The 20,501-nt window shown below is 70.5% G+C and carries 15 protein-coding genes and 1 other RNA gene; 7 read left to right on the top strand and 9 right to left on the bottom strand.

The window, feature by feature from the left end; genetic code table 11:
* Window positions 1–90: 90 nt before the first annotated feature.
* The 5 genes from ssrA to ftsE form a co-directional block, all read right to left on the bottom strand.
* Window positions 91–479, bottom strand: a transfer-messenger RNA (tmRNA) gene (ssrA, locus tag AB0I66_RS32270).
* Window positions 480–597: 118 nt separating this feature from the next.
* Window positions 598–1,119, bottom strand: a complete 522-nt coding sequence (smpB, locus tag AB0I66_RS32275; RefSeq protein ID WP_363211502.1) for an SsrA-binding protein SmpB — start codon at window positions 1,117–1,119, stop codon at window positions 598–600.
* An 18-nt stretch (window positions 1,120–1,137) separates the two neighbouring features.
* Window positions 1,138–2,319: a S41 family peptidase gene (locus AB0I66_RS32280; RefSeq protein WP_363211503.1), complete on the bottom strand. Its 1,182-nt coding sequence runs from the start codon at window positions 2,317–2,319 to the stop codon at window positions 1,138–1,140.
* A 78-nt stretch (window positions 2,320–2,397) separates the two neighbouring features.
* A complete protein-coding gene (ftsX, locus tag AB0I66_RS32285) occupies window positions 2,398–3,315 on the bottom strand; it encodes a permease-like cell division protein FtsX (protein WP_363211504.1) in 918 nt (305 codons plus the stop codon).
* A gap of 43 nt (window positions 3,316–3,358) precedes the next feature.
* Complete coding sequence (gene ftsE, locus AB0I66_RS32290) at window positions 3,359–4,048, bottom strand: cell division ATP-binding protein FtsE (protein ID WP_030788113.1); 690 nt, start codon at window positions 4,046–4,048, stop codon at window positions 3,359–3,361.
* A 240-nt stretch (window positions 4,049–4,288) separates the two neighbouring features.
* On the opposite strand from ftsE, the gene AB0I66_RS32295 reads away from it, so the two are divergent.
* Window positions 4,289–4,480 (top strand): hypothetical protein, encoded by a 192-nt coding sequence (locus AB0I66_RS32295; RefSeq protein WP_363211505.1) that lies wholly within the window; start codon window positions 4,289–4,291, stop codon window positions 4,478–4,480.
* A 77-nt stretch (window positions 4,481–4,557) separates the two neighbouring features.
* On the opposite strand, the gene AB0I66_RS32300 is transcribed toward AB0I66_RS32295, so the two are convergent.
* From AB0I66_RS32300 to AB0I66_RS32315, 4 genes are all read right to left on the bottom strand, one after another.
* Window positions 4,558–5,235: a hypothetical protein gene (locus tag AB0I66_RS32300; RefSeq protein ID WP_363211506.1), complete on the bottom strand. Its 678-nt coding sequence runs from the start codon at window positions 5,233–5,235 to the stop codon at window positions 4,558–4,560.
* A 270-nt stretch (window positions 5,236–5,505) separates the two neighbouring features.
* Window positions 5,506–6,612: a peptide chain release factor 2 gene (gene prfB, locus AB0I66_RS32305; RefSeq protein WP_363211507.1), complete on the bottom strand. Its 1,107-nt coding sequence runs from the start codon at window positions 6,610–6,612 to the stop codon at window positions 5,506–5,508.
* A 113-nt stretch (window positions 6,613–6,725) separates the two neighbouring features.
* Window positions 6,726–7,964: a serine/threonine-protein kinase gene (locus AB0I66_RS32310; protein WP_363211508.1), complete on the bottom strand. Its 1,239-nt coding sequence runs from the start codon at window positions 7,962–7,964 to the stop codon at window positions 6,726–6,728.
* 153 nt (window positions 7,965–8,117) lie between these two features.
* Window positions 8,118–9,785, bottom strand: a complete 1,668-nt coding sequence (locus AB0I66_RS32315; RefSeq protein WP_363211509.1) for a serine/threonine-protein kinase — start codon at window positions 9,783–9,785, stop codon at window positions 8,118–8,120.
* Window positions 9,786–10,211: 426 nt separating this feature from the next.
* Here AB0I66_RS32315 and AB0I66_RS32320 point away from each other — a divergent pair, with 426 nt between their 5' ends.
* From AB0I66_RS32320 to AB0I66_RS32345, 6 genes are all read left to right on the top strand, one after another.
* The gene (locus tag AB0I66_RS32320) at window positions 10,212–13,367 is read left to right on the top strand and encodes an FHA domain-containing protein (protein ID WP_363211510.1); all 3,156 of its coding nucleotides are present in this window, start codon (window positions 10,212–10,214) and stop codon (window positions 13,365–13,367) included.
* Between the two features lie 174 nt (window positions 13,368–13,541).
* Entirely contained in the window at window positions 13,542–14,939 is a 1,398-nt protein-coding gene (locus tag AB0I66_RS32325) for an ABC transporter substrate-binding protein (RefSeq protein WP_363211511.1), read from the top strand.
* Window positions 14,940–15,012: 73 nt separating this feature from the next.
* Window positions 15,013–16,293 (top strand): sugar ABC transporter permease, encoded by a 1,281-nt coding sequence (locus tag AB0I66_RS32330; protein ID WP_363211574.1) that lies wholly within the window; start codon window positions 15,013–15,015, stop codon window positions 16,291–16,293.
* Window positions 16,290–17,171, top strand: a complete 882-nt coding sequence (locus AB0I66_RS32335; protein WP_363211512.1) for a carbohydrate ABC transporter permease — start codon at window positions 16,290–16,292, stop codon at window positions 17,169–17,171. Before AB0I66_RS32330 ends, AB0I66_RS32335 begins: the two co-directional genes overlap by 4 nt.
* A gap of 162 nt (window positions 17,172–17,333) precedes the next feature.
* Window positions 17,334–19,583, top strand: coding sequence for a bifunctional glycosyltransferase family 2 protein/CDP-glycerol:glycerophosphate glycerophosphotransferase (locus AB0I66_RS32340; RefSeq protein WP_363211513.1), 2,250 nt, complete (start codon window positions 17,334–17,336; stop codon window positions 19,581–19,583).
* Window positions 19,584–19,624: 41 nt separating this feature from the next.
* The gene (locus tag AB0I66_RS32345; protein WP_363211514.1) at window positions 19,625–20,494 is read left to right on the top strand and encodes a class I SAM-dependent methyltransferase; all 870 of its coding nucleotides are present in this window, start codon (window positions 19,625–19,627) and stop codon (window positions 20,492–20,494) included.
* The last annotated feature ends 7 nt before the right edge of the window (window positions 20,495–20,501 follow it).

The raw sequence follows: 20,501 nt of genomic DNA on the forward strand, positions 1-20,501 counted from the left end.
TGCCCAGAGGATGTGCCCGGACGTTGCATGCCCCGCACACGGAAAAAGCCCTCCGGCCACCGGCCGGAGGGCTTCAACCTCACATGGGAATTGTGGAGATGGCGGGAATCGAACCCGCGTCCAACGGTGCAAAAGGAGGGCTTCTCCGAGCGCAGTTCGCTACGATTTTCTCGGCCCCGGAGATCTCGCGAACAAGTCTCCGACGGGCCCAGCCACTGTTTGATTTCCCATCGAATCCCGTGACCGGACTCGATGGTTTAGTTCCCTAGATTATGCCAGGATCCGGGTCGGGAACACTCCCGGGCTGACACCCATTAAGGGTCCTTCACTCACTGCTTATTAGGCAGCGAGGGCGAAGGACTGGGAATCGCTCTTGTTATTGGCGATTATTGGTTGCGACATATGGTTTACGAGATCATTGTCGCTTCCTCGGCTCGCTTCCCCTGCTTCGACATCCGCTGTCGAAACCGATCATCCCCATGTTTTTTTATCAATCCACGCCCCGGCTGTGCGGGGCAGTGCCCATCGTACGTGACCAACGCCCGACGGGGCCAGCCAATTCCCGCGTGGCCCGCAGGGACCCACGGGGCCCGACCGTCAGGCGCTGCGCTGACGCCGCTTGACGTCCGCGACGGCGCGGTTCGTCTCACGCAGGTCCTGCTTCTCCTTGAGCGTCTGACGCTTGTCGTACTCCTTCTTGCCCTTGGCAAGGGCGATCTCGACCTTGACCCGGCTGTCCTTGAAGTACAGGGCCAGGGGCACGATCGTGTGACCCGTCTCCTGCGACTTCGACTCCAGCTTGTCGATCTCCGCACGGTGCAGCAGGAGCTTGCGCTTCCGCGTTGCCGAGTGGTTGGTCCAGGTGCCCTGCACGTACTCCGGGACGTGGATGTTGTGCAGCCACGCCTCGCCGTTGTCGATGTGCACGAAGCCGTCCACCAGGGAGGCCCTGCCCATCCGCAGCGACTTGACCTCGGTGCCCATCAGCACCAGGCCGCACTCGTACGTGTCCAGGATGTGGTAGTCGTGCCGCGCCTTCTTGTTCTGCGCGACGATCTTCTTGCTGGGGGCCTTCTCGGCGGCCTTCGCGGCCTTGCGCTTTACCTTTTCCTTCGCCATAGTGCGGCCATTTTCGCACTACGAGGGGGGTCCGAGGCCAGTCAATACTGTCTCGGCCCGCGTCTCGGCACCGTCCTCGACCTCCAGGTCCGGTGTGATGCCCCGGCCGTCGACCGCCTGCCCCGAAGGAGTGCGGTAGTGCCCGACCGTCAGCTCGGCGACCGAACCGTCGGGCAGCCGGCTCGGCATCTGGACCGACCCCTTGCCGAAGGTCTTCGAGCCCACCACCACCGCGCGGCCACGGTCCTGCAGAGCGCCCGTGAGCAGCTCGGCCGCGCTCATCGTGCCGCCGTCGACCAGCGCGACCACCGGTCTGGTGGTGTCGCCGCCGCGCTCGGCGTGCAGGGCCTTCTGCCGGCCGCGCACGTCGTACGTCGCCACCAGGCCGCCGTCCACGAGACCCGAGGCCGCGGTGACCGCCTCCGACACCAGGCCCCCGGAGTTGCCCCGCAGGTCCAGCAGGATTCCGGCGCCCTTGGGGGCGTCACGCACCGCTGACCGCACGCGCTCGCCCGCGCCCTTGGTGAAGGACTCGACCTTGATCATGACCGCGCCGCCCGCGAGCTGCGTGACCGTGACGGAGTCCGTGGAGAGGCGGGCTCGGTGCAGTGTCTCGCTCCACGCGCGCGTGCCCCGCTCCAGGCCGAGCTCGACCGGGGTGCCCGCGCGGGCACCGCGCAGCAGGGAGACGACCTCGGTGACGGGACGTCCCGCCACGCGCTTGCCGTCGATGCTGCGGAGCTGGTCGCCCTCGCGGATGCCGGCCTGCTGGGCGGGGCCGCCGCGCTGGACCCGGGACACCTCGATGCGGCCGTCCTGGGCGCGCCTGGCCCAGAGGCCGACGCCGGTGTACGCGCCGTCGAGGGCCTGCTCGAACTCCTGGTACTCCCCGGGGGAGTAGACCGACCCCCAGCGGTCACCGCTGCGGCTGACGGCTTCCTCCGCGGCCTTCTTGCCGGACTTGCCGTCGGCCATCGCCTCGGCCGCGGCGTCGGCCGCCTCGTCGGCGGCGTCACCGGAGGAGACGACGGAACGGGTGGACGGGGCGGGCGACTTCCGGCCTTCACCGGACGCCTCGCTCCAGGAGCCGGTGGCGGCACCGGTGGCGAGCACGCTCGCGAACACCAATGTCAGGGTCGCCCCGCGGCGGATACGGCGGGGCCGGGAGAGCAGTTCACAGAACCGGTCGGGGCCTGACATGCCGGTGAGTCTAGGACAACGAAGGGCGCCGTACGGTCGGTTGAACCGTACAGCGCCCTTCGGAACAGGCGGGTTTTGTCACACCTTCAGATACTTGCGCAACGCGAAGAACGCGGCGAGCGCGGGCATCAGGAGGCCGATGGCGAGCACCAGGGGCAGCTTGGCGAGGACCGCGTCCCACCCGATGAAGTCGATCAGATTCAGCTTCTCGGAGAGCGCGAGACCGTGGTCGATGAGGAAGTACCGGCCCACAAGGAGCATGCCGCAGGCGACAGCGCCACCGATGAGTCCGGCGACGGCCGCCTCCATGATGAACGGCATCTGGATGTAGAAGCTGGACGCGCCGACGAGCCGCATGATGCCGGTTTCACGTCTCCGGCTGAACGCCGATACACGCACGGTGTTGACGATCAGCATCAGCGCGACGACGAGCATCAGCGCCATCACCGCGAGCGCCGCCCAGTTCATGCCGTTCAGGAGCTCGAAGAGGTTGTCCAGATAGCCCTTCTGGTCCTCCACGGACTGCACGCCGTCACGTCCGGAGAAGGCGGTCGCGACGACCTGGTACTTCTCCGGGTCCTTCAGCTTGACGCGGTACGACTCCTGCATCTGGTCCGGCGTGAGGGAGCTGGACAGCGGGGAGTCGCCGAACTGCTCCTTGTAGTGCTTGTACGCCTCGTCCGCCGATTCGTACTGCACCGTGTCGACGACGGGCATCTTCTCCAGGTCGGTCTTGACCTGTTCCTTCTGCTCGTTCGTCACCGCGCCCTTGGCGCAATGCGGGTCCTGTTCCGCGTCCGCCTTGTTGCAGAGGTAGATCGAGACGTTGACCTTGTCGTACCAGTAGCCCTTCATCGTGCTCACCTGGTCGCGCATGAGCAGCGAGCCGCCGAACAGGGCGAGCGAGAGGGCCACGGAGACGATGACCGCGAAGGTCATCGTGAGATTGCGGCGAAGACCGACGCCGATCTCCGACAGGACGAACTGGGCGCGCATGGCTCCCTTTCAGTGGATCAGTGCGGTGGATCAGTACGGGTCGTCAGTGCTGGTAGCCGTAGACGCCGCGCGACTGGTCGCGGACGAGACGGCCCTTCTCCAGCTCGATGACCCGCTTGCGCATCTGGTCCACGATCTGCTGGTCGTGGGTAGCCATGACGACGGTCGTGCCGGTCCGGTTGATCCGGTCGAGCAGCTTCATGATGCCGACCGAGGTCTGCGGGTCGAGGTTGCCGGTCGGCTCGTCCGCGATGAGGAGCTTCGGCCGGTTGACGAAGGCGCGCGCGATCGCCACCCGCTGCTGCTCACCACCGGAGAGCTCGCCGGGCATCCGGTCCTCCTTGCCGCCGAGACCGACGAGGTCGAGGACCTGGGGCACGGACTTGCGGATCTCGCCGCGGGACTTGCCGATGACCTCCTGGGCGAAGGCGACGTTCTCGCCGACGGTCTTGTTCGGAAGGAGTCGGAAGTCCTGGAAGACGGTGCCCAACTGGCGCCGCATGTGCGGCACCTTGAAGTTGGAGAGGCGCGCGAGGTCCTTGCCGAGGACGTGCACCTGGCCGTGGCTGGTGCGCTCCTCGCGCAGGACCAGCCGCAGGAAGGTGGACTTTCCGGAGCCGGAGGAGCCCACCAGGAAGACGAACTCGCCCTTCTCGATCTCCAGGGAGACATCCCGGAGGGCGGGCCGGGTCTGCTTGGGGTAGGCCTTGGAGACGTTGTCGAATCGGATCACGGATGCACCACGGGTCGCCGGGGGTAGGTGAGCGTGACCATACGCGAAGCCGGTGCGCGAGCGCAGTCAGCGTCCTGAGTTGCGAGAATTGTCGCGGATATACCACGGAACGTAACAGTCTGAAACCGACGAGGACGGGCGGGCCGCGCCGAAATTCGTGGAAGCTGGCACAGTGGTAGGGGGAACGGTTGGGTTCCCTCTAGCGTTGGGCAGGCTGTAACTGTGCGGGAGGAGAAGCGCATGACCCATGACAGGTTGGTGTGCGCGAACTGCGCGGGGCCCGTGAGTGAAGGCCGCTGCCCCGTCTGCCGGGCAAGCCGCCAGCGCCTGCAGCAGGAGGGACCGTTCGGCGGCCTCAGCCCTGCGGCCCTGATAGGGGTGCTCGTCGTGCTGATCGCGGCGGTGACCCTGCTGGCGCACCAGACCGCCTAGCGCGCCCAGAGGCGCGTGCCAGGACACCAGAAGGGCCCGGAGCTGGCTGCTCCGGGCCCTTCTGTCGTGGGTCTCTGTCAGGCTGCTGCGCCGCGGTTGCCGACGAAGCGCGGCAGGATGCGGAAGCCGATGCCGCCGGCGATCATCGTCGCGGCGCCGATCAGCAGGAACGTGGTCTCGGCGGCGCCCGTCTCGGCGAGCTCGCCCTTGTCGGCCTTGTCACCCTGCTCGACCGGGGCGGAGCCCGTGTCGGTCAGGCTGTCCTTGCCCTTGCCCTGCTCGACGGGGTTGGAGCCGCCGTCGGGGTCGTTGTCGTTGCCACCGGTGCCGTTGCCGCCGCCGGTGCCGTTGCCGTTACCGGGGTCGCTCGGGCCCTCGGTCGGGTCGCTCGGGTCCCCGGTGGGCGTGCCCGGGTCCGTCGGGTCCTCGGTGGGCTCCGTGGGCTCCTCGGTGGGCTCGGTCGGCTCCTCCGTGGGCTCGGTGGGCTCCGGGTCCTCGGTGGGCTCGGTCGGGTCCGGGTCCTCGGGGATGCCCGTCGGCTCGGTGGGCCCGTCGGTCGGCTCGTCGGCGTCCTCGCCGATGCCGACGTCGACGCCGATGCCGTTCTCGTCGGCGCTGGCGCTGGCGCTCGCGCCGCCCAGGTCGACACCTACGTCGAGGGCCGAGGCGGCACCCGCGGCGGTCAGCGAAGCACCCGCGGCGATCACCGCACCGGCCGCTATGCGTGCTACGCGGATCCGCGTCTTCTTGGTCATCTGGCTGCTACCCCCAGTAGCTGAATCGTCAGTGAGGCAGCGTCCGGGACTGCGCTCGTCGGGGGCTCTCGATCGGCCCCCACAGATCACACGCGCCCCAGAGATACGCATGCCGCTCGGTAGCCTTTCCAGTTTCCACAGCAACGTCAAGGTCGTTGCGCGCGCGATGTCTGAAATAGCAGCAGTTGACCGGCCTACGGAGATGTGACTGTGACGTAAAAGGCAACTGCCGCCTCATGGGCGGCAGTTGCCTTGTCGATAAAGCGGCGCTTACTTCTCCTGCTGCTTGCGCCAGCGAATTCCGGCCTCGAGGAAACCGTCGATCTCGCCGTTGAACACGGACTCGGGGTTGCCCACTTCGCACTCCGTGCGCAGGTCCTTGACCATTTGGTACGGGTGCAGGACGTACGAACGCATCTGGTTGCCCCAGGAGTTGCCGCCGTCCCCCTTGAGGGCGTTCATCTTCGCCTGCTCCTCCTGGCGGCGGCGCTCGAGGAGCTTGGCCTGGAGGACGTTCATGGCGCTCGCCTTGTTCTGGATCTGCGAGCGCTCGTTCTGGCAGGAGACGACGATGCCGGTGGGGATGTGCGTCAGGCGGACCGCGGAGTCCGTCGTGTTGACGCCCTGGCCGCCGGGGCCCGACGAGCGGTAGACGTCGATGCGCAGCTCGGACTCGTCGATCTCGATGTGGTCGGTCTGCTCGACCACCGGGAGGATCTCGACTCCGGCGAAGGAGGTCTGGCGGCGTCCCTGGTTGTCGAAGGGCGAGATGCGGACGAGCCGGTGCGTGCCCTGCTCGACGGAGAGCGTCCCGTACGCGTACGGGACCTGGACGGCGAAGGTGGTCGACTTGATGCCGGCCTCTTCCGCGTACGAGGTCTCGTAGAGCTCCGTCTTGTAGCCGTGGCGCTCGGCCCAGCGGAGGTACATGCGCTGCAGCTTCTCGGCGAAGTCGGAGGCGTCGACGCCGCCGGCCTCGGCGCGGATGGTGACGAGTGCCTCACGGGCGTCGTACTCGCCGGAGAGGAGGGTGCGGACCTCCATCTCGTCCAGCGCCTTCTTGACGGCCGTGAGCTCGGTCTCGGCCTCGGCGCGGGTGTCCGGGTCGTCCTCCTCCTCTGCCATCTCGAAGAGCACGCTGAGGTCGTCGATACGCCCGCGCAGGGCCTCGGCCTTCCGCACCTCCGCCTGGAGGTGGCTCAGCTTGCTGGTGATCTTCTGTGCCGCATCCGGGTCGTCCCACAGGGACGGCGCGGCCGCCTGCTCCTCGAGCACGGCGATGTCTGCCCTCAGCTTGTCGAGGTCCAGGACGGCCTCGATCGACTCCATGGTCGAGGAGAGGGACTTGAGCTCTTCGGATACATCGACGACTGCCACGGGACCAGCCTAACGGCTGGACGCAAGCGGTCCCGCCTCCCGGCCTGGGGTGCGGCTCTCTCCTGGCCCCGGGGCCTGCCCTGCGGCTCGGCCGGAGCCGCCGGAGCGGCGGGTCAGGGTGCCGAAGGGGCCGAGTTTTTTGTGTCCTGGGGGGTGCCGTCCGCGTCGTCGCCGTTCGTGGCCGCCCAGGTGCCGATGCCTGCCGCTGCCACCAGGACCGCTCCCGCCACGCCCAGCGTGATCCTGCGGCGGCGGGCGGACGAGCGGTGGCGGGCCGAGCCGGGGCGGGCCGCGCCGGACGCCCGGGGGGCGCGGGCGGTGCCTCGGGCGCCCCCGGCGAGCTCGTCCGGGCCCGGGACGCGCATGGAGGTGTGGGTGTCACGGTTCGAGTCGGGCGACGAACCGGGGACGAGGGGGACCGCTCCGCGCCGGGGCGTGCCCGCGGACGGCCGCTCCGGTGCCGGCTCCTCCTCCGCCTCTTCCGGAAGCGGCTCCGTGTCCGGCTCGTCCACGTCCAGCGGCGGCATCCCCGCCACCAGGGACTGCAGCTCCCGCAGCCGCGCCGCGAGCTCCGACGCGCGCAGCCGGGACGCCGGGGCCTTCGCCAGGCACTGCACCATCAGCTGCCAGAGCTCGTCCGGGATGCCGGGGAGGGGAACGACCGTTTCTGTCACGTGGCGGCGCAGGACCGCGCCGGGGTGGCCGCCCCCGAAGGGCGTGAACCCGGCGAGGAGCTCGTACAGGACCGTCGCGAGGGCGTAGATGTCGACCGCCGCGCGCGGGGGCAGGCCCTCGATGATCTCGGGGGCGAGGTAGTCCGGCGTACCGATGATCTTCGTCGCGCGGGTCCTGCGCGGGGAGTCGATCAGTTTGGCGATGCCGAAGTCCGTGAGCAGGGCGGGGTGCGAGCCGCCGGGGCCCAGCGGACCCTGCATGTCGAGCAGGACGTTCTCCGGCTTCACGTCACGGTGGACGATGCCCGCCGCGTGCGCCGCGGCGAGGCCGTCCGCGACGTCCGCCACGATCGCCACCGCCGCCTCGGGGGCGAGGCGGCGCTCACGGTCGAGGCGGGTGCGCAGGTCGGTGCCCCGGACGAGGTCCATGACGAGGGCGAGGTCGTTCCCGTCGACCACCAGGTCGTGGACGCCCACCACGCGCGCGTGGTCGAGGCTGAGCAGGGCCGTGCGTTCCTGGACGAAGCGGCCGACCAGCTCCTGGTCGGACGCCAGGTCCTCGCGCAGCAGCTTGATGGCGACGGGACCCTCGGGTCCTTCGCCCAGCCACACCGTGCCGGCGCTGCCCCGACCAAGGATCTGGTGGGCGGTGTACCGGCTGCCGATCTTGCGTGCCAAGACTGCTCCTACGGATGCGTGTTGGCGACAAAACTACGCGGCCTCGACGCCAACCTTCACTCCAGGAGCAGAAATCACCCCGCAGGTGTCGACAAATCCCCAGAGTCGGGGAGGGATTCGCCCATCACTGACCGCGGGGCGGCTGCCTGACGGCTAGTTGCCGCCCACTTTCCCCATCCAGCCGGAGACCGTGTCGTACCAGTCCGTCAGCTGCTCCCAGTAGCCCTTCGTCGTGCCGATCCACTCCTGGAGCGGGCTCAGCTCCCAGACGAGCCAGCTCGCCACGAAGAGAATGATGAGCGTGAAGAGGCATCCCTTCAGGCAGCCGAGACCCGGGATCTTCATCCGGTTCGGGTTCGAGCTCCGCTGCCTGGGCTCGCGCGGCGGGCGTCCCGCGGGCGGCTGCTGGGGCGGCGGCGCCTGCTGCGGCGGCGGCGCGTACTGCTGACGCTGCTGGGGCTGGTGCTGCTGCTGCGGGGCGTACTGCTGCCCGCGCTGCTGCTGCGGCGCGTACTGCTGGGGGCGCGGTTGCTGCTGGGGCTGCGGCTGCTGCACCTGGCGCTGGGGGCGACGGCGGCGCAGCGGGTCCTGGCTGGGGTCCAGGTACGACTGGACCTGCGTCTGGTCGTTGCGGTCGCGCGCGGCCCGCATCTGGTTCTGCCAGGGGTGCGGGTCGTTCGGGTCGGCGCCCGGCTGGTTCGGCGGCACCGGCGGCATGACGGCCGTCGGGTCGGCGGCGCCGTGGCTGCCCGAGGGCAGCACCGACGTGGGGTCGGCGTCCCCGGAGCCGGTGTTCTGCATGACGCTCGTCGCCGCGTTCGGGTCGTACGAGCCCGCGTTGTTCGGAAGCATCTGGGTGGGATCGGCGGCTCCGGCCGTCCCCGGCACCATGGCGGGGTCCGGATCGGGCATCAAGAGGGCACCCACGCCCTCGGCCGCGGCGATCTGCGCGCTGGACGCGTGCACGCCCACGCCGTCCGCGACGGCCCGCAGGCCGCGGGCGAGGTTCTCGGCGCTGGGGCGGTGGTCGGGGTTCTTGCTGAGGCACCGTTCTATGACCGTCCACAGCGGGTCCGGGACCGTGGAGGGGCGGCGCGGTTCGGCGCTCAGGTGCTGGTGCAGGACCTCCAGGGCCGAGCCGCCGCCGAACGGCGGACGTCCGGTGACGAGCTCGTACAGGAGGATGCCCGCGCCGTAGATGTCGACCGCGCTGGTCTGCGGGCGGCCCTCGGCGGACTCGGGCGCCACGTACGCGGGCGTGCCGACGAACTCGTGGGTGCGGGTCAGGCCCGGGGAGTCGGCGAGGCGGGCGATGCCGAAGTCGGTGAGCATCGGGTGCATGGCACCGCCTGCGCTGTCGGCGTCCTGCTTGAGCAGGACGTTCGCCGGCTTCAGGTCCCGGTGCACGACCCCGTCCGCGTGGCTCGCGGCGAGGGCGTCGGCGATCTGGGCGGTCATGAGGGCCGCCGCGACCGGTGTGAGGGGGCCGTTCTCACGGAGGTAGCGGTGCAGGTCGGGGCCCTCGACCAGGTCCATGACGAGGGCCAGGAGCTCGCCCTCGACGACCAGGTCACGGGTCCGCACGATGTTCGGGTGCGTGAGCCTGAGCAGGACGGATCGCTCGCGGAGGAACCGCATCACGATGTCCGCGTCGTTGGCGAGCTCCTCCTTGAGGACCTTGATCGCGACGGTCTCGCCGGGCTGGCCGGGTACGGCCGCCTCGGCACCCGCGGTCTCACGCTGGCGGGCTCGCCAGACGGTGCCCGTGGCGCCGCGCCCGAGCGGCTCCTCGAGCAGGTACTTGCTGCCTACCGGCCGCACGTCATGCTCCCTGCTGATCTGCTGATCTCGCTGGTGTGTCCGGACCCGGCTACCCGCCGGAAGATGTTCCGACCCACTCTAGTGCCGCCGAACGGGGCACCGGCCGGTCACATTCCACGTCGGCCGCCGGGTGATCCGGATGGCTGTTCGGTGGGAAGACGCCCCTCGCGGGCCGTTGGTTGCCGGATGGCGTCGAATTGACCTTCGTCACGAAGGGATGACCGGCGATCGCATCGGTCCAAGCAGGCACTTTTCCGAGCAGAGCCGACCAATCAAGATCACTTGCGGGTGGCCGCCGGGCGTGTTGTCAGTGGCAGGTGCGAGGATGCTTATCTGTTACTGGCCGACGTGGCCGTGTGCGGTGGGGGGAATCACAGCGCGAGTCCCCGTGCCCGGCGGCAAGGGCAGAAGGGACCGCTGACGGCGATGCAGATCCGGCTGACCGTCCTCGGGCCGCGCAGCGGCCAGACCGCCGAGCCCCATGGACGCCTCGCCGCGCCGCGCGGCGCCTGTGACGTGCTGGTCACCGCTCCCGCGGGGACCGCCCTGGCCACCGTCGCCTCCGGTCTCGCCGCCGTCGTCGCGGGCGGCGAAGGCCCCGTCGCCCTGTACGCGGAGTCGGAGCGCCTGGACGCCCAGCGCTGCACCCTCGGGGAGCCTCCGCTGATAGACGGGGCGGTGCTCTCCCTCGGCTCCCCCGCGGAGCCCGGACCCGAACTCGCCGGAGCCGCCGCCCAGTTGCACGTGGTCGCGGGCCCCGACGCGGGCGGCGTGCACCTCCTGCACGGCGGCCAGATCCGCGTCGGCCGCTCGGCGGACGCGGACGTCCCGCTGGACGACCCGGACGTCTCGCGGCTGCACTGCGCGGTGACGCTCACTCCGGACGGCCAGGTCACCGTCACGGACCTGGGGTCGACGAACGGCACGACGGTGGACGGCCACGAGATCACCGACCGCCCGGTGCGCCTGACCCCCGGTTCCCTGCTGCGGCTCGGCGAGTCCGCGCTGCGGTTCACGGCCGGGGACGGCACGGGCGGCGCGCTGCCGACGGCTCCGGACGGCGAGGGACACGTGCGCGTGCGGGTCACCGCGAGCGCCGAGACTCCCTTCAACGCGCCCCCGGGGACGGGCCGCACGCCCTCGGACGGCACCCATCACGCGTACGGCTCCGCGGGCTGGGGCGCCGCGGGCGAGGGCGACCAGGACGGCCGGGGCGGGACCCACGGCACCTTCGGCCAGGCGCCCCTCACCGATGCGCCGCTCGTGCCGCAGCAGGGCGGCGCCCCGGACGCCGAGAGCACCCGGGTCGGCACCCCCTTGCGCGGGACGCCCGTGCCGCGCGCCCTCCGCAAGCGAGGCGGCCTCTCGGCCTGGGCCAGGCGACTGACGGGCGCCCGCGACGACGCACACGACCCGGCGGGCCACGAGGACGACGTGTACGGGACGGGGAGCGACGCCACCTTCTCCGAACCGGCGGCCCCCACCCCGGAGGACCTGGCGGTGGCCGCCGCCGCACGGACCCCGGAGTCCTGGCCCGACCCCGCGGCCCTGCTGCTCACGGCGCTCGGCCCCGGCCCCCGGCTCTGGGAGCGCGGGCCCGGCCACCCCGAGGCGCTCGCGGTCCGGCTCGGCACGGTGGACCGCGCGACCCCCGACGAGCGTGGCCTGCTGCCCGCCGTCCCCGTGACGGTCAGCCTGCGGGAGGCGGGCGCGCTCGGCCTCGCGGGCCCGCGCGAGCGGCTCACGGGCCTCACGCGTGCCGTCGTCGCCCAGCTCGCCGCGCTGCACTCCCCCGACGCCCTGGAGATCGTGCTGCTCAGCACGGACCGGGCACGGCCCGCACCGGAGCGCACCGCCGAGTGGTCCTGGCTCGGCTGGCTCCCCCATCTGCGGCCCACGCACGGCCAGGACTGCCGCCTCCTTCTCGCCTACGACCGCGAGCAGGCGTCCGCACGCACCGGAGAGCTGCTGCGGCGCCTGGACGACCACGTGGCGGACCAGGCGTCCGCCGTCGCCGCCGACGACGACAGCACCCCGGACGCGGGGCCCCGCACCGTCGTCGTGGTGGACGGCGACCCCGGGTCGGCAGGGCTGCGTGAAGCCGTGGTGCGGCTGACGCGGGAAGGGGCCGCCGCCGGCATCCATGTCGTCTGCCTGGCGGAGACCCCCGCCGCGTCGCCCGCCTCCCCGGTGACGGCCACGTACGAGGCCGCGTGCTCCGTGTCGCCCGCCTTTCGCGCCTGCGGTGCCGTGGCGCTGCTCAGCGGTGACGTGGCGACCGCGCTGCGGCTGCTGCGGACCGTGGACGGCCGCCTCGCGGGGCACGGCACGGTCGCCGCGGTGGACGCGGTGTCGCAGGCCTGGGCCGAGCGGTTCGCCCGCGCCCTCGCGCCTTTCCGCACGGACGGGGCGCCCGGCGACGGACACGCGCGCGTGTCCGCTCCCCTGCCCCAAATGGCGCGTCTTCTGGACGAGTTGGGTCTCGCCAGGGCCACTCCCGCATCCCTGATGGCCCGGTGGGCCGCTGCCGCCGACGACGCCGAGGCGCTGGGCGGCCGGGCCTGGGCGGTGCTCGGCGCGGGCCCGCGCGGACCCGTGGTCATGGACCTCGCCACCGAGGGACCGCATGTCCTGGCCGAGGGCCCTTCGGGCAGCGGGCGTACGGAACTGCTGCGTTCCGTGGCCGCCTCGCTCGCCGCGGCCGAGCGCCCGGACCGTCTCGGCATGGTCCTGATCGACGGACGTGACACCACGGGAAGCGGCGGCAGCGGCACGAACGGCGGGAACGTACGGCTGGTCGAAGGCCTCGCGGTCTGTACGGATCTGCCGCACGTCACGACGCATCTCGCCGCCAACGACCCCGTGAGGATGCGGGAGTTCGCCCAGTCGCTGACCGCCGAGCTGAAGCGGCGGGCCGAGCTTCTGGGGCGGCTCGGGTTCGCCGAGTGGCATGCACAGGCGCCCGCGCCTCAAGCCGGCGGGGGTGGTGCGGCTGATCTCGACCCGCCGCCGAGTTCCACGATGCGGCTGCGGCCCGTCGCCGCCCGCAAGGGGATCGAGCCGGGGCCGCCGCTGCCTCGGCTCGTCGTGCTCGTCGACGATTTCGACGCGCTGCTCTCACCCGCGCTCGGGTCCCCGGGGCGGCCTGCCGCGGGCTCCGTCGTGCGGGCGCTCGAAGCCGTGGCCCGGGACGGGGAGCGGCTCGGGGTGCATCTGGTCGCCACGACCGCGCGCAGCGAGCGGATGCCGGAGACGGAGCTGGGGCGGCGGGCGACGCTGCGGATCGTGCTTGACGCCGTCACCCCGGGGCCGGAGGAGCCCGCCCCGGGCCGGGGCGAGCTGCGTACGGCCGACGGCCGGGTGAGCCCCTTCCAGGCGGGGCGGGTCACGGGACGCATTCCTCGTACGTCGACGGTGCGGCCCACGGTCGTCCCGCTGGAGTGGGAGCGGATGGGCGATCCCCCGGCCCGGCGTCCGGTGCGTGAACTGGGCAACGGACCAACGGACTTGGCGCTCCTGGCCAGCGCGCTGGAGCGGGCCGCCCGCTCCGTCGCGGCGGATCAGGTGCCTTCTCTCCTCTAGTTGCGCACCACCTCTGCGCCGGCTCCGCACTTCGCCGGGCACCAGGCCTCATGACGGCACGTCACAACGCCATCACGATCACCTGGTTGACACTGTTTGCGCTCTTGCCGCCCCTCCCCGCCCGGGCGTAGACAGGCCGCACGGGACTCGCCATGGCAGAGAAACGGGGCAGTGATGCGCAGCAGTCTTCGAACACGCAGGGCACCGCACCACCGGCGTACCACCGCCAAATTCGCCGCGGCCTTCGTCGCGGGCGCGCTCGCGCTCACCGTCACCGCGTGTGGCGGCGACGGTGACGACGACGGGGACAGCGGCGACAAGGGTGGCGGCAAGGAGAGCGCCGCCGCGGTGAAACTGCCCAAGCTGGACGGGCAGACCGTCTCCGTGGCCGCCGTCTGGGGCGGCTCCGAGCGGAAGGTCTTCCTCAAGGTTCTCGACGAGTTCGAGAAGCGGACCGGGGCCGAGGTCACCTTCGTACCGGCGCAGGACCCCATCATCAGCTTCCTGGAGTCGAAGGTCGCGGGCGGCCAGCCGCCGGATGTCGCGATGCTTCCGCAGGTCGGCGCGATCGAGCAGGCCGTCGAGAACAAGTGGGCCAAGCCGGTCGGGCCCGAGGCGCAGAAGCAGCTCGACAAGAACTACGACCAGGGCTGGCAGGACCTCGGGGCCGTCGACGACAAGCAGTACGGCGTGTACTTCAAGGCCGCCAACAAGTCCTTGGTCTGGTACAACACCGAGGTCTTCGACAACGCCGGCGCCAAGGAAGCCAAGACCTGGGACGACTTCATGAAGACGGCCCAGACCGTGTACGACTCCGGGGTGCCGCCGATATCGGTGGCGGGCGCCGACGGCTGGACGCTCACCGACTGGTTCGAGAACATCTATCTCTCGCAGGCGGGTCCGGAGAAGTACGACGACCTCGCCGAGCACGAGATCAAGTGGACGGACCCCTCCGTGAAGGAGGCGCTGACCACGCTCGGTGAACTCTTCGGCAAGAAGGGCTTCGTCGCGGGCGGCGCGAACGGCGCGCTGCAGACCGAGTTCCCCGCCTCCGTGAAGCAGACGTTCACCGGCGGCGACCAGCCCAAGGCGGGCATGGTCTTCGAGGGCGACATGGTCTCCCTGCCGATCTCGGAGACGAAGGCCGAGGTCGGCACGGACGCCAAGGTGTTCCCGTTCCCGGCGGTCGGCGACGGTGAGTCCCCCGCGGTCGTCGGCGGTGACGCCGCCGTGGCGCTGAAGGACAGCAAGGGCGCCCAGGCGCTGCTGACCTTCCTCGCCTCGCCGGACTCCGCGAAGATCTGGGCGGAGGCGGGCGGCTTCGTCTCGCCGAACAAGAAGCTCGATCTGGCGGCGTACCCGAACGACGTGCAGCGGGGCATCGCCAAGGCGCTGATCGCCGCGGGCGACGACATCCGCTACGACATGTCCGACCAGGCCCCGCAGGCCTTCGGCGGTACGCCCGGCAAGGGCGAGTGGAAGGCGCTGCAGGACTTCCTGAAGAACCCGAAGGACGTCGCGGGCACCCAGAAGGCGCTGGAGACGGCCGCCGCCGCGGCCTACAAGGACTGACGCGGTGGCGTCCGCGAACGCCGGGGGCACGCCGAGTGTGGCGCTGCCCCCGGCCCCCAAGCCGCGCAAGAGCGTGACGGGCACGCGCAAGAGTGTGGCGGTGCTGTTCCTGGCACCGGCGCTCGTGCTGCTCGGCGCGCTCGTCCTCTACCCCATCGGGTACTCGGTCTTCCGCAGCTTCTTCGACAAGTCGGGCGACTTCACGGCGTTCGGCAACTACAAGACGCTGTTCACGGACGACACCATCCTGACCGCGATCAAGAACAACGCGATCTGGGTGGTCGTCGCCCCGACCCTGGCGACCGGGCTCGGCCTGATCTTCGCCGTGCTCACCGAGCGGATCCGCTGGGGAACGGCGTTCAAGCTGGTCATCTTCATGCCGATGGCGATCTCGATGCTCGCGGCCGGCATCATCTTCCGGCTCGTGTACGAGTCGGACCCGGACCGGGGTGTGGCCAACGCCGTGATGGTGGGGGTGCACGACACGTTCGCCGAGTCGTCCGCCTTCCCGCAGGCACATCCCAGTTCGCGGTCACCGCTGAAATCGGCGAGCGGCGGCGCGTTCATCACGCGTGAGCCGGTCAGCGCGGGCACTCCGGTGGTGCTCCCGCTGACGGGTGTCGCGCCGGACAACATGCCGGGTGACGCCAAGTCCGCCGCGGCCGCGAAGCCGGACCCCGACAAGGTCACCGGGACGGCCTGGCAGGACTTCACGCGCGGCAAGGGCAGGGGCGAGATCAACGCCCCGGACAAGGCCGAGTTCGGCTATCCCGGCATCAAGATCGAGGCCGTCAAGGACGGCAAGGTGGTGGCCTCCGCCGAGGCCGCGGCGGACGGCACCTTCGCGCTGCCCAAGGAGGCGGACGGGGCCCAGCTCCGCTTCCCCGCCTCGAACTTCCGCGAGCCGTACAACGGCGTGGACTGGCTGGGCCCCTCCCTCATCACGCCCGCGGTCATCGGCTCGTACCTATGGATCTGGGTGGGCTTCGCGATGGTCCTGATCGCGGCCGGTCTCGCCAGTGTGCCGCGGGAGCTCCTGGAGGCCGCCCGCGTGGACGGCGCCAACGAGTGGCAGGTGTTCCGCAGGATCACCGTGCCGATTCTCGCGCCGGTGCTCGCGGTGGTGGCGGTCACGCTCATGATCAACGTACTGAAGATCTTCGACCTGATCTTCATCATCGCGCCGAACTCCTCGAAGGACGACGCGAACGTCCTGGCGCTCCAGCTCTACAACTCCGCGTTCCTCGACGAGGATTCGGGCGTGGCGAGCGCGATCGCCGTGCTGCTCTTCCTCCTCGTGATCCCGGTGATGCTCTTTAACGTTCGGCGACTTCGGCGGGAGGCTCGGCGATGACCACCCAAGTCGAAGCGGTGAAGACGAAGGAGTCGCTCGGCGGGCGGATCGTCTCCGTCCTCAGCGGCACCGCCGTACGCGTCTTCCTCGTCGTCGTCGCGCTGTTCTGGCTGGTGCCGACGATCGGTCTGCTGCTCGGTTCGCTGCGCACGTCGGCCGACATGGCGGAGAGCGGCTGGTGGAAGGTCTTCAGCACGCCGTCGCAGATGACCCTTGACAACTACACGACGCTCCTCAAGGACGAGACGATCACCGACTCGATCCTGTCCAGCATCATGATCACCGTTCCGGCGACCCTGCTCGTCGTGATCATCGGGTCCCTCGCCGGATACGCCTTCGCGTGGATGGAGTTCCCGGGCCGCGACTGGTGGTTCCTCGGTGTGGTCGGGCTGCTCGTGGTGCCGGTGCAGGTGGCGCTGCTCCCGGTGTCGAAGATCTTCGGCGCGATCGGGATCTTCGAGTCGACGGTCGGCGTGGTCATCTTCCACGTGGCCTTCGGCCTGCCGTTCGCGATCTTCCTCCTGCGGAACTTCTTCGCGGAGATCCCCCGTGAACTCCTGGAGGCCGCACGCCTGGACGGAGCCGGTGAACTGCGGCTCTTCTTCCGGGTGGTGATGCCGCTCGGCGCGCCGGCGATCGCCTCGCTCGGCATCTTCCAGTTCCTCTGGGTCTGGAACGACATGCTGATCGCGCTGATCTTCGCCGACTCCAAGAGCCCGCCGATCACGGTCGCGCTCCAGCAACAGGTGCGGTCCTTCGGCGACAACGTGCAGATCCTGGCCCCGGGCGCGTTCATCTCGATGGTGATCCCGCTGGCCGTCTTCTTCGCGTTCCAGCGGCAGTTCGTGTCCGGCGTGATGGCGGGCGCGGTGAAGTAGCCGGCCACCGGCGGCACAGGCACGTGCGTTCGACGAGTGAGGCGGGCCCGGCAACGGGTCCGCCTCACTCGCGTCCATCCCCCGTATGCCATATACGGCGTAACCCGACCGGACGTCCGGGCGTTTTCGGGCAGTATGCCCGCGTCGACCCATGGATGTGCCTTGCCCCGGTTCAGTGTCATCGTGCCCGTGTACAAGGTGCAGGCCTATCTGCACGCATGCCTCGAGTCCGTACTCGGGCAATCGTTCACGGATCTTGAGCTGATCGTGGTCGACGACGCCTCCCCCGACGCGTGCGGCACCCTCATCGACGAATGCGCGGCCCGCGACACCCGGGTGAAAGCCGTCCACCTCAAGGAGAACGTCGGCCTCGGCCGGGCCCGCAACGCCGGCATCGAGCGCGCCGGCGGCGACTACCTCATCTTCCTCGACAGCGACGACACCCTCACCCCGGACTCCCTGCACGCGATCTCCGACCGCCTCAAGGAGACGGACGAACCCGACGTCCTGCTCTACGACTACGCGCGTGTGTTCTGGTCGGGCGAGGCCGTGCGCAACCAGTTCGCGCACCTCCTCAAGGAGGATGGCCGGGCGCCGTTCCGGCTGGTCGACCGGCCCGGCCTGCTGCGCCTCCTGATGGTCGCCTGGAACAAGGCCTACCGCCGCGAGTTCATCGAACGCGAGGCCCTCGCCTTCCCGCCCGGACTCTACGAGGACACGCCCTGGACCTATCCGGTCCTGATGAAGGCGGACACGATCGCCACCCTCGACCGGGTCTGCGTGCACTACACGCAGCGCCGCAGGGGCAGCATCCTGCGCACCACGACGCGCAGGCACTTCGAGATCTTCGACCAGTACGAGCGGGTCTTCGCGTTCCTCGACGAGCACCCCGAGCTCTCCGCGGCCTGGCGGCCCGTCCTCTTCCGGCGGATGATCGACCACTACTCCACGGTCTTCACCAAACACGACCGCCTGCCGCGCGGCAGCCGCGCCGCGTTCCTGCGCAGGGCCCGCACCCACTACCGCCGCTACCGCGTCCCCGGCGCCCGCCCACGCGCCACCACCCGGGTGCGGCACGGCCTGGTGCGCCTGGGCACGCACCGCACCTACCGGACCCTGTGGACGGCGCTGCGGGTCAGGTCGCGGGCCAAGCGGTATGTGGCGACCACCCGGCGCCGCGCCAAGGGCGCCGTGCTGCAACTGCACTACCGCGTCCAGCTGCGCCTGCCGCTGCGCGCCGACCGCGCGGTCTTCTCCTCGTACTGGGGCCGCGGCTACGGCTGCAACCCCGGCGCCCTGGAGGCCGCGCTGCGCGAACACGCCCCGCACGTGCGCACCGCGTGGATCGCTGACCCGGCCCACCACCACACCCTGCCGACCGCCACCCGCAGGCTGCGCCCCGGCACAGCCGCGTACTGGAGTGCCCTCGCGCGCTCCAAGTACCTCGTGAACAACGTCAACTTCGACCGCAGGCTCGTCAAACGCCCCGGCCAGATCATGATCCAGACCCAGCACGGCACACCCCTGAAGCTGATGGGCCTGGACCTCCAGGACCGGCCTGCCGCCGCCCGTGACATGGACTTCGGCGCCCTCCTGCGCAACGCCGACAAATGGGATTACGTCCTGTCGTCGAACCGCCACTCCACGCTGGTCTGGGAGCGCGTCTACCCCGCCTCGTTCACCACGCTCGAGTACGGCTATCCGCGCAACGACATCTACCAGCGGGCGAGCTCCGCCGACGTGACGCGCCTGCGCGAGTCCCTCGGCATCCCGCACGGCGCCGTCGCGATCCTCTACGCGCCGACCCTGCGCGACTACCGCCACTCGCAGGTGCGCTCACTCGACCTGAACCGGCTGTTGCAAAGCCTCGGCCCCCGCTTCGTCGTCCTGACCCGCGCCCACCACTCGTACGGGGAGCCCCTGGCACCCTCCTCGGACCGCCTGATCGACGTGTCGGACCACCCCAGCGTCGAATCGCTCTGCCTGGCGTCCGACGCCCTGGTCACGGACTACTCGTCGCTGATGTTCGACTACGTCAACCTCGACCGCCCCGTCGTCCTGCACGCCACCGACTGGGAGGCGTACGAAGCGGCCCGCGGCACCTACTTCGACGTGCGCGAGTTCCCGCCCGGCGCCATCGCCCGCAGCGAGGACGAACTCACCGACATCTTCGCCACCGGCCACTGGCGCGGCTCACGCTCGGCACAACTGCGCGCCGCCTTCCGAAACCGCTTCTGCGTGTACGACGACGGTCGGGCCGCTGAACGAGTTGTGAGGCATGTGGTGCTCGGTGAGACAGGGGGTCTACCGTCTGTGGCGCCACTGGCGGACCGGCACCCTGCGCCGGCCGCCGGGGTGGCCGACGAGGCCCTGCCGCGGGCCGACGTCGCCCGGCCCACTCCGCGCTTCTGACCCCCCGCACCGCCCTCCTTCCCCCATCCCCGGGACCAGACATGCGACACGCTTCCGCCCACGCCGACCGGCTGCCGCGACCGCGCCGGCTCTCCGATGTGAAGGGGTGGTTCCACCCGGTCGACCAAGTGCTCTTCGACTGGATCCTGAGCCGCCGGCGCGACCACGAGCAGCGGGGTGATCTGCTGGAGCTCGGCGCGTATCTGGGCAAGAGCGCCATCTTCATGGGCGCCTACCTGCGGGCCGACGAGACCTTCACCGTCTGCGACCTCTTCGACTCGCCCGCCCCCGACGAGGCCAACTCCGCCGAGATGGGCCGCTCGTACGCCACGCTGACGCGCCGCGCGTTCGAGACCAACTACGGCTCGTTCCACGACGGCCTGCCGCGGATCGTCCAGGAGCCGTCGGCGGGCATCACCGCGCACGTGAAGGCGGACAGCTGCCGCTTCGTGCACATCGACGCCTCGCATCTGTACGAGCACGTCCACGCGGACATCGCCGCCGCCAAGGAGGTGCTCGAGCCGGACGGGATCGTCGTGCTCGACGACTTCCGGGCCGAGCACTGTCCGGGCGTGGCCGCGGCGACCTGGGGCGCGGTGGCGGGCTCGGGGCTCAAACCGCTGTGCATCACGGCCACCAAGTTCTATGGCACATGGGGGAGTTACGACCCGGTCCACGCCGATCTCGCCGCGTTCCTGAAGGGGCGGGAGGACATGTGGCACGGCGCCGAGGAGGTCGCGGGCTTCCCGATGATCCGGATCAGCGGCAAGAAGGCGCAGTCGCCCGAGCACCCGGTGTCACGGCACGCGGACGAGGCCGTCCCGCAGCTGCCGGACAAGGCCTCCGCCGGGGCGGGCCGCCGAGCGCGGGGCTTGCTGTCGTCACTGCTCACCCGCTCGAAACGTTCTTGACGCCGGG

Source organism: Streptomyces sp. NPDC050439, from assembly GCF_040655335.1.
In the GTDB taxonomy this organism is placed as follows: domain Bacteria; phylum Actinomycetota; class Actinomycetes; order Streptomycetales; family Streptomycetaceae; genus Streptomyces.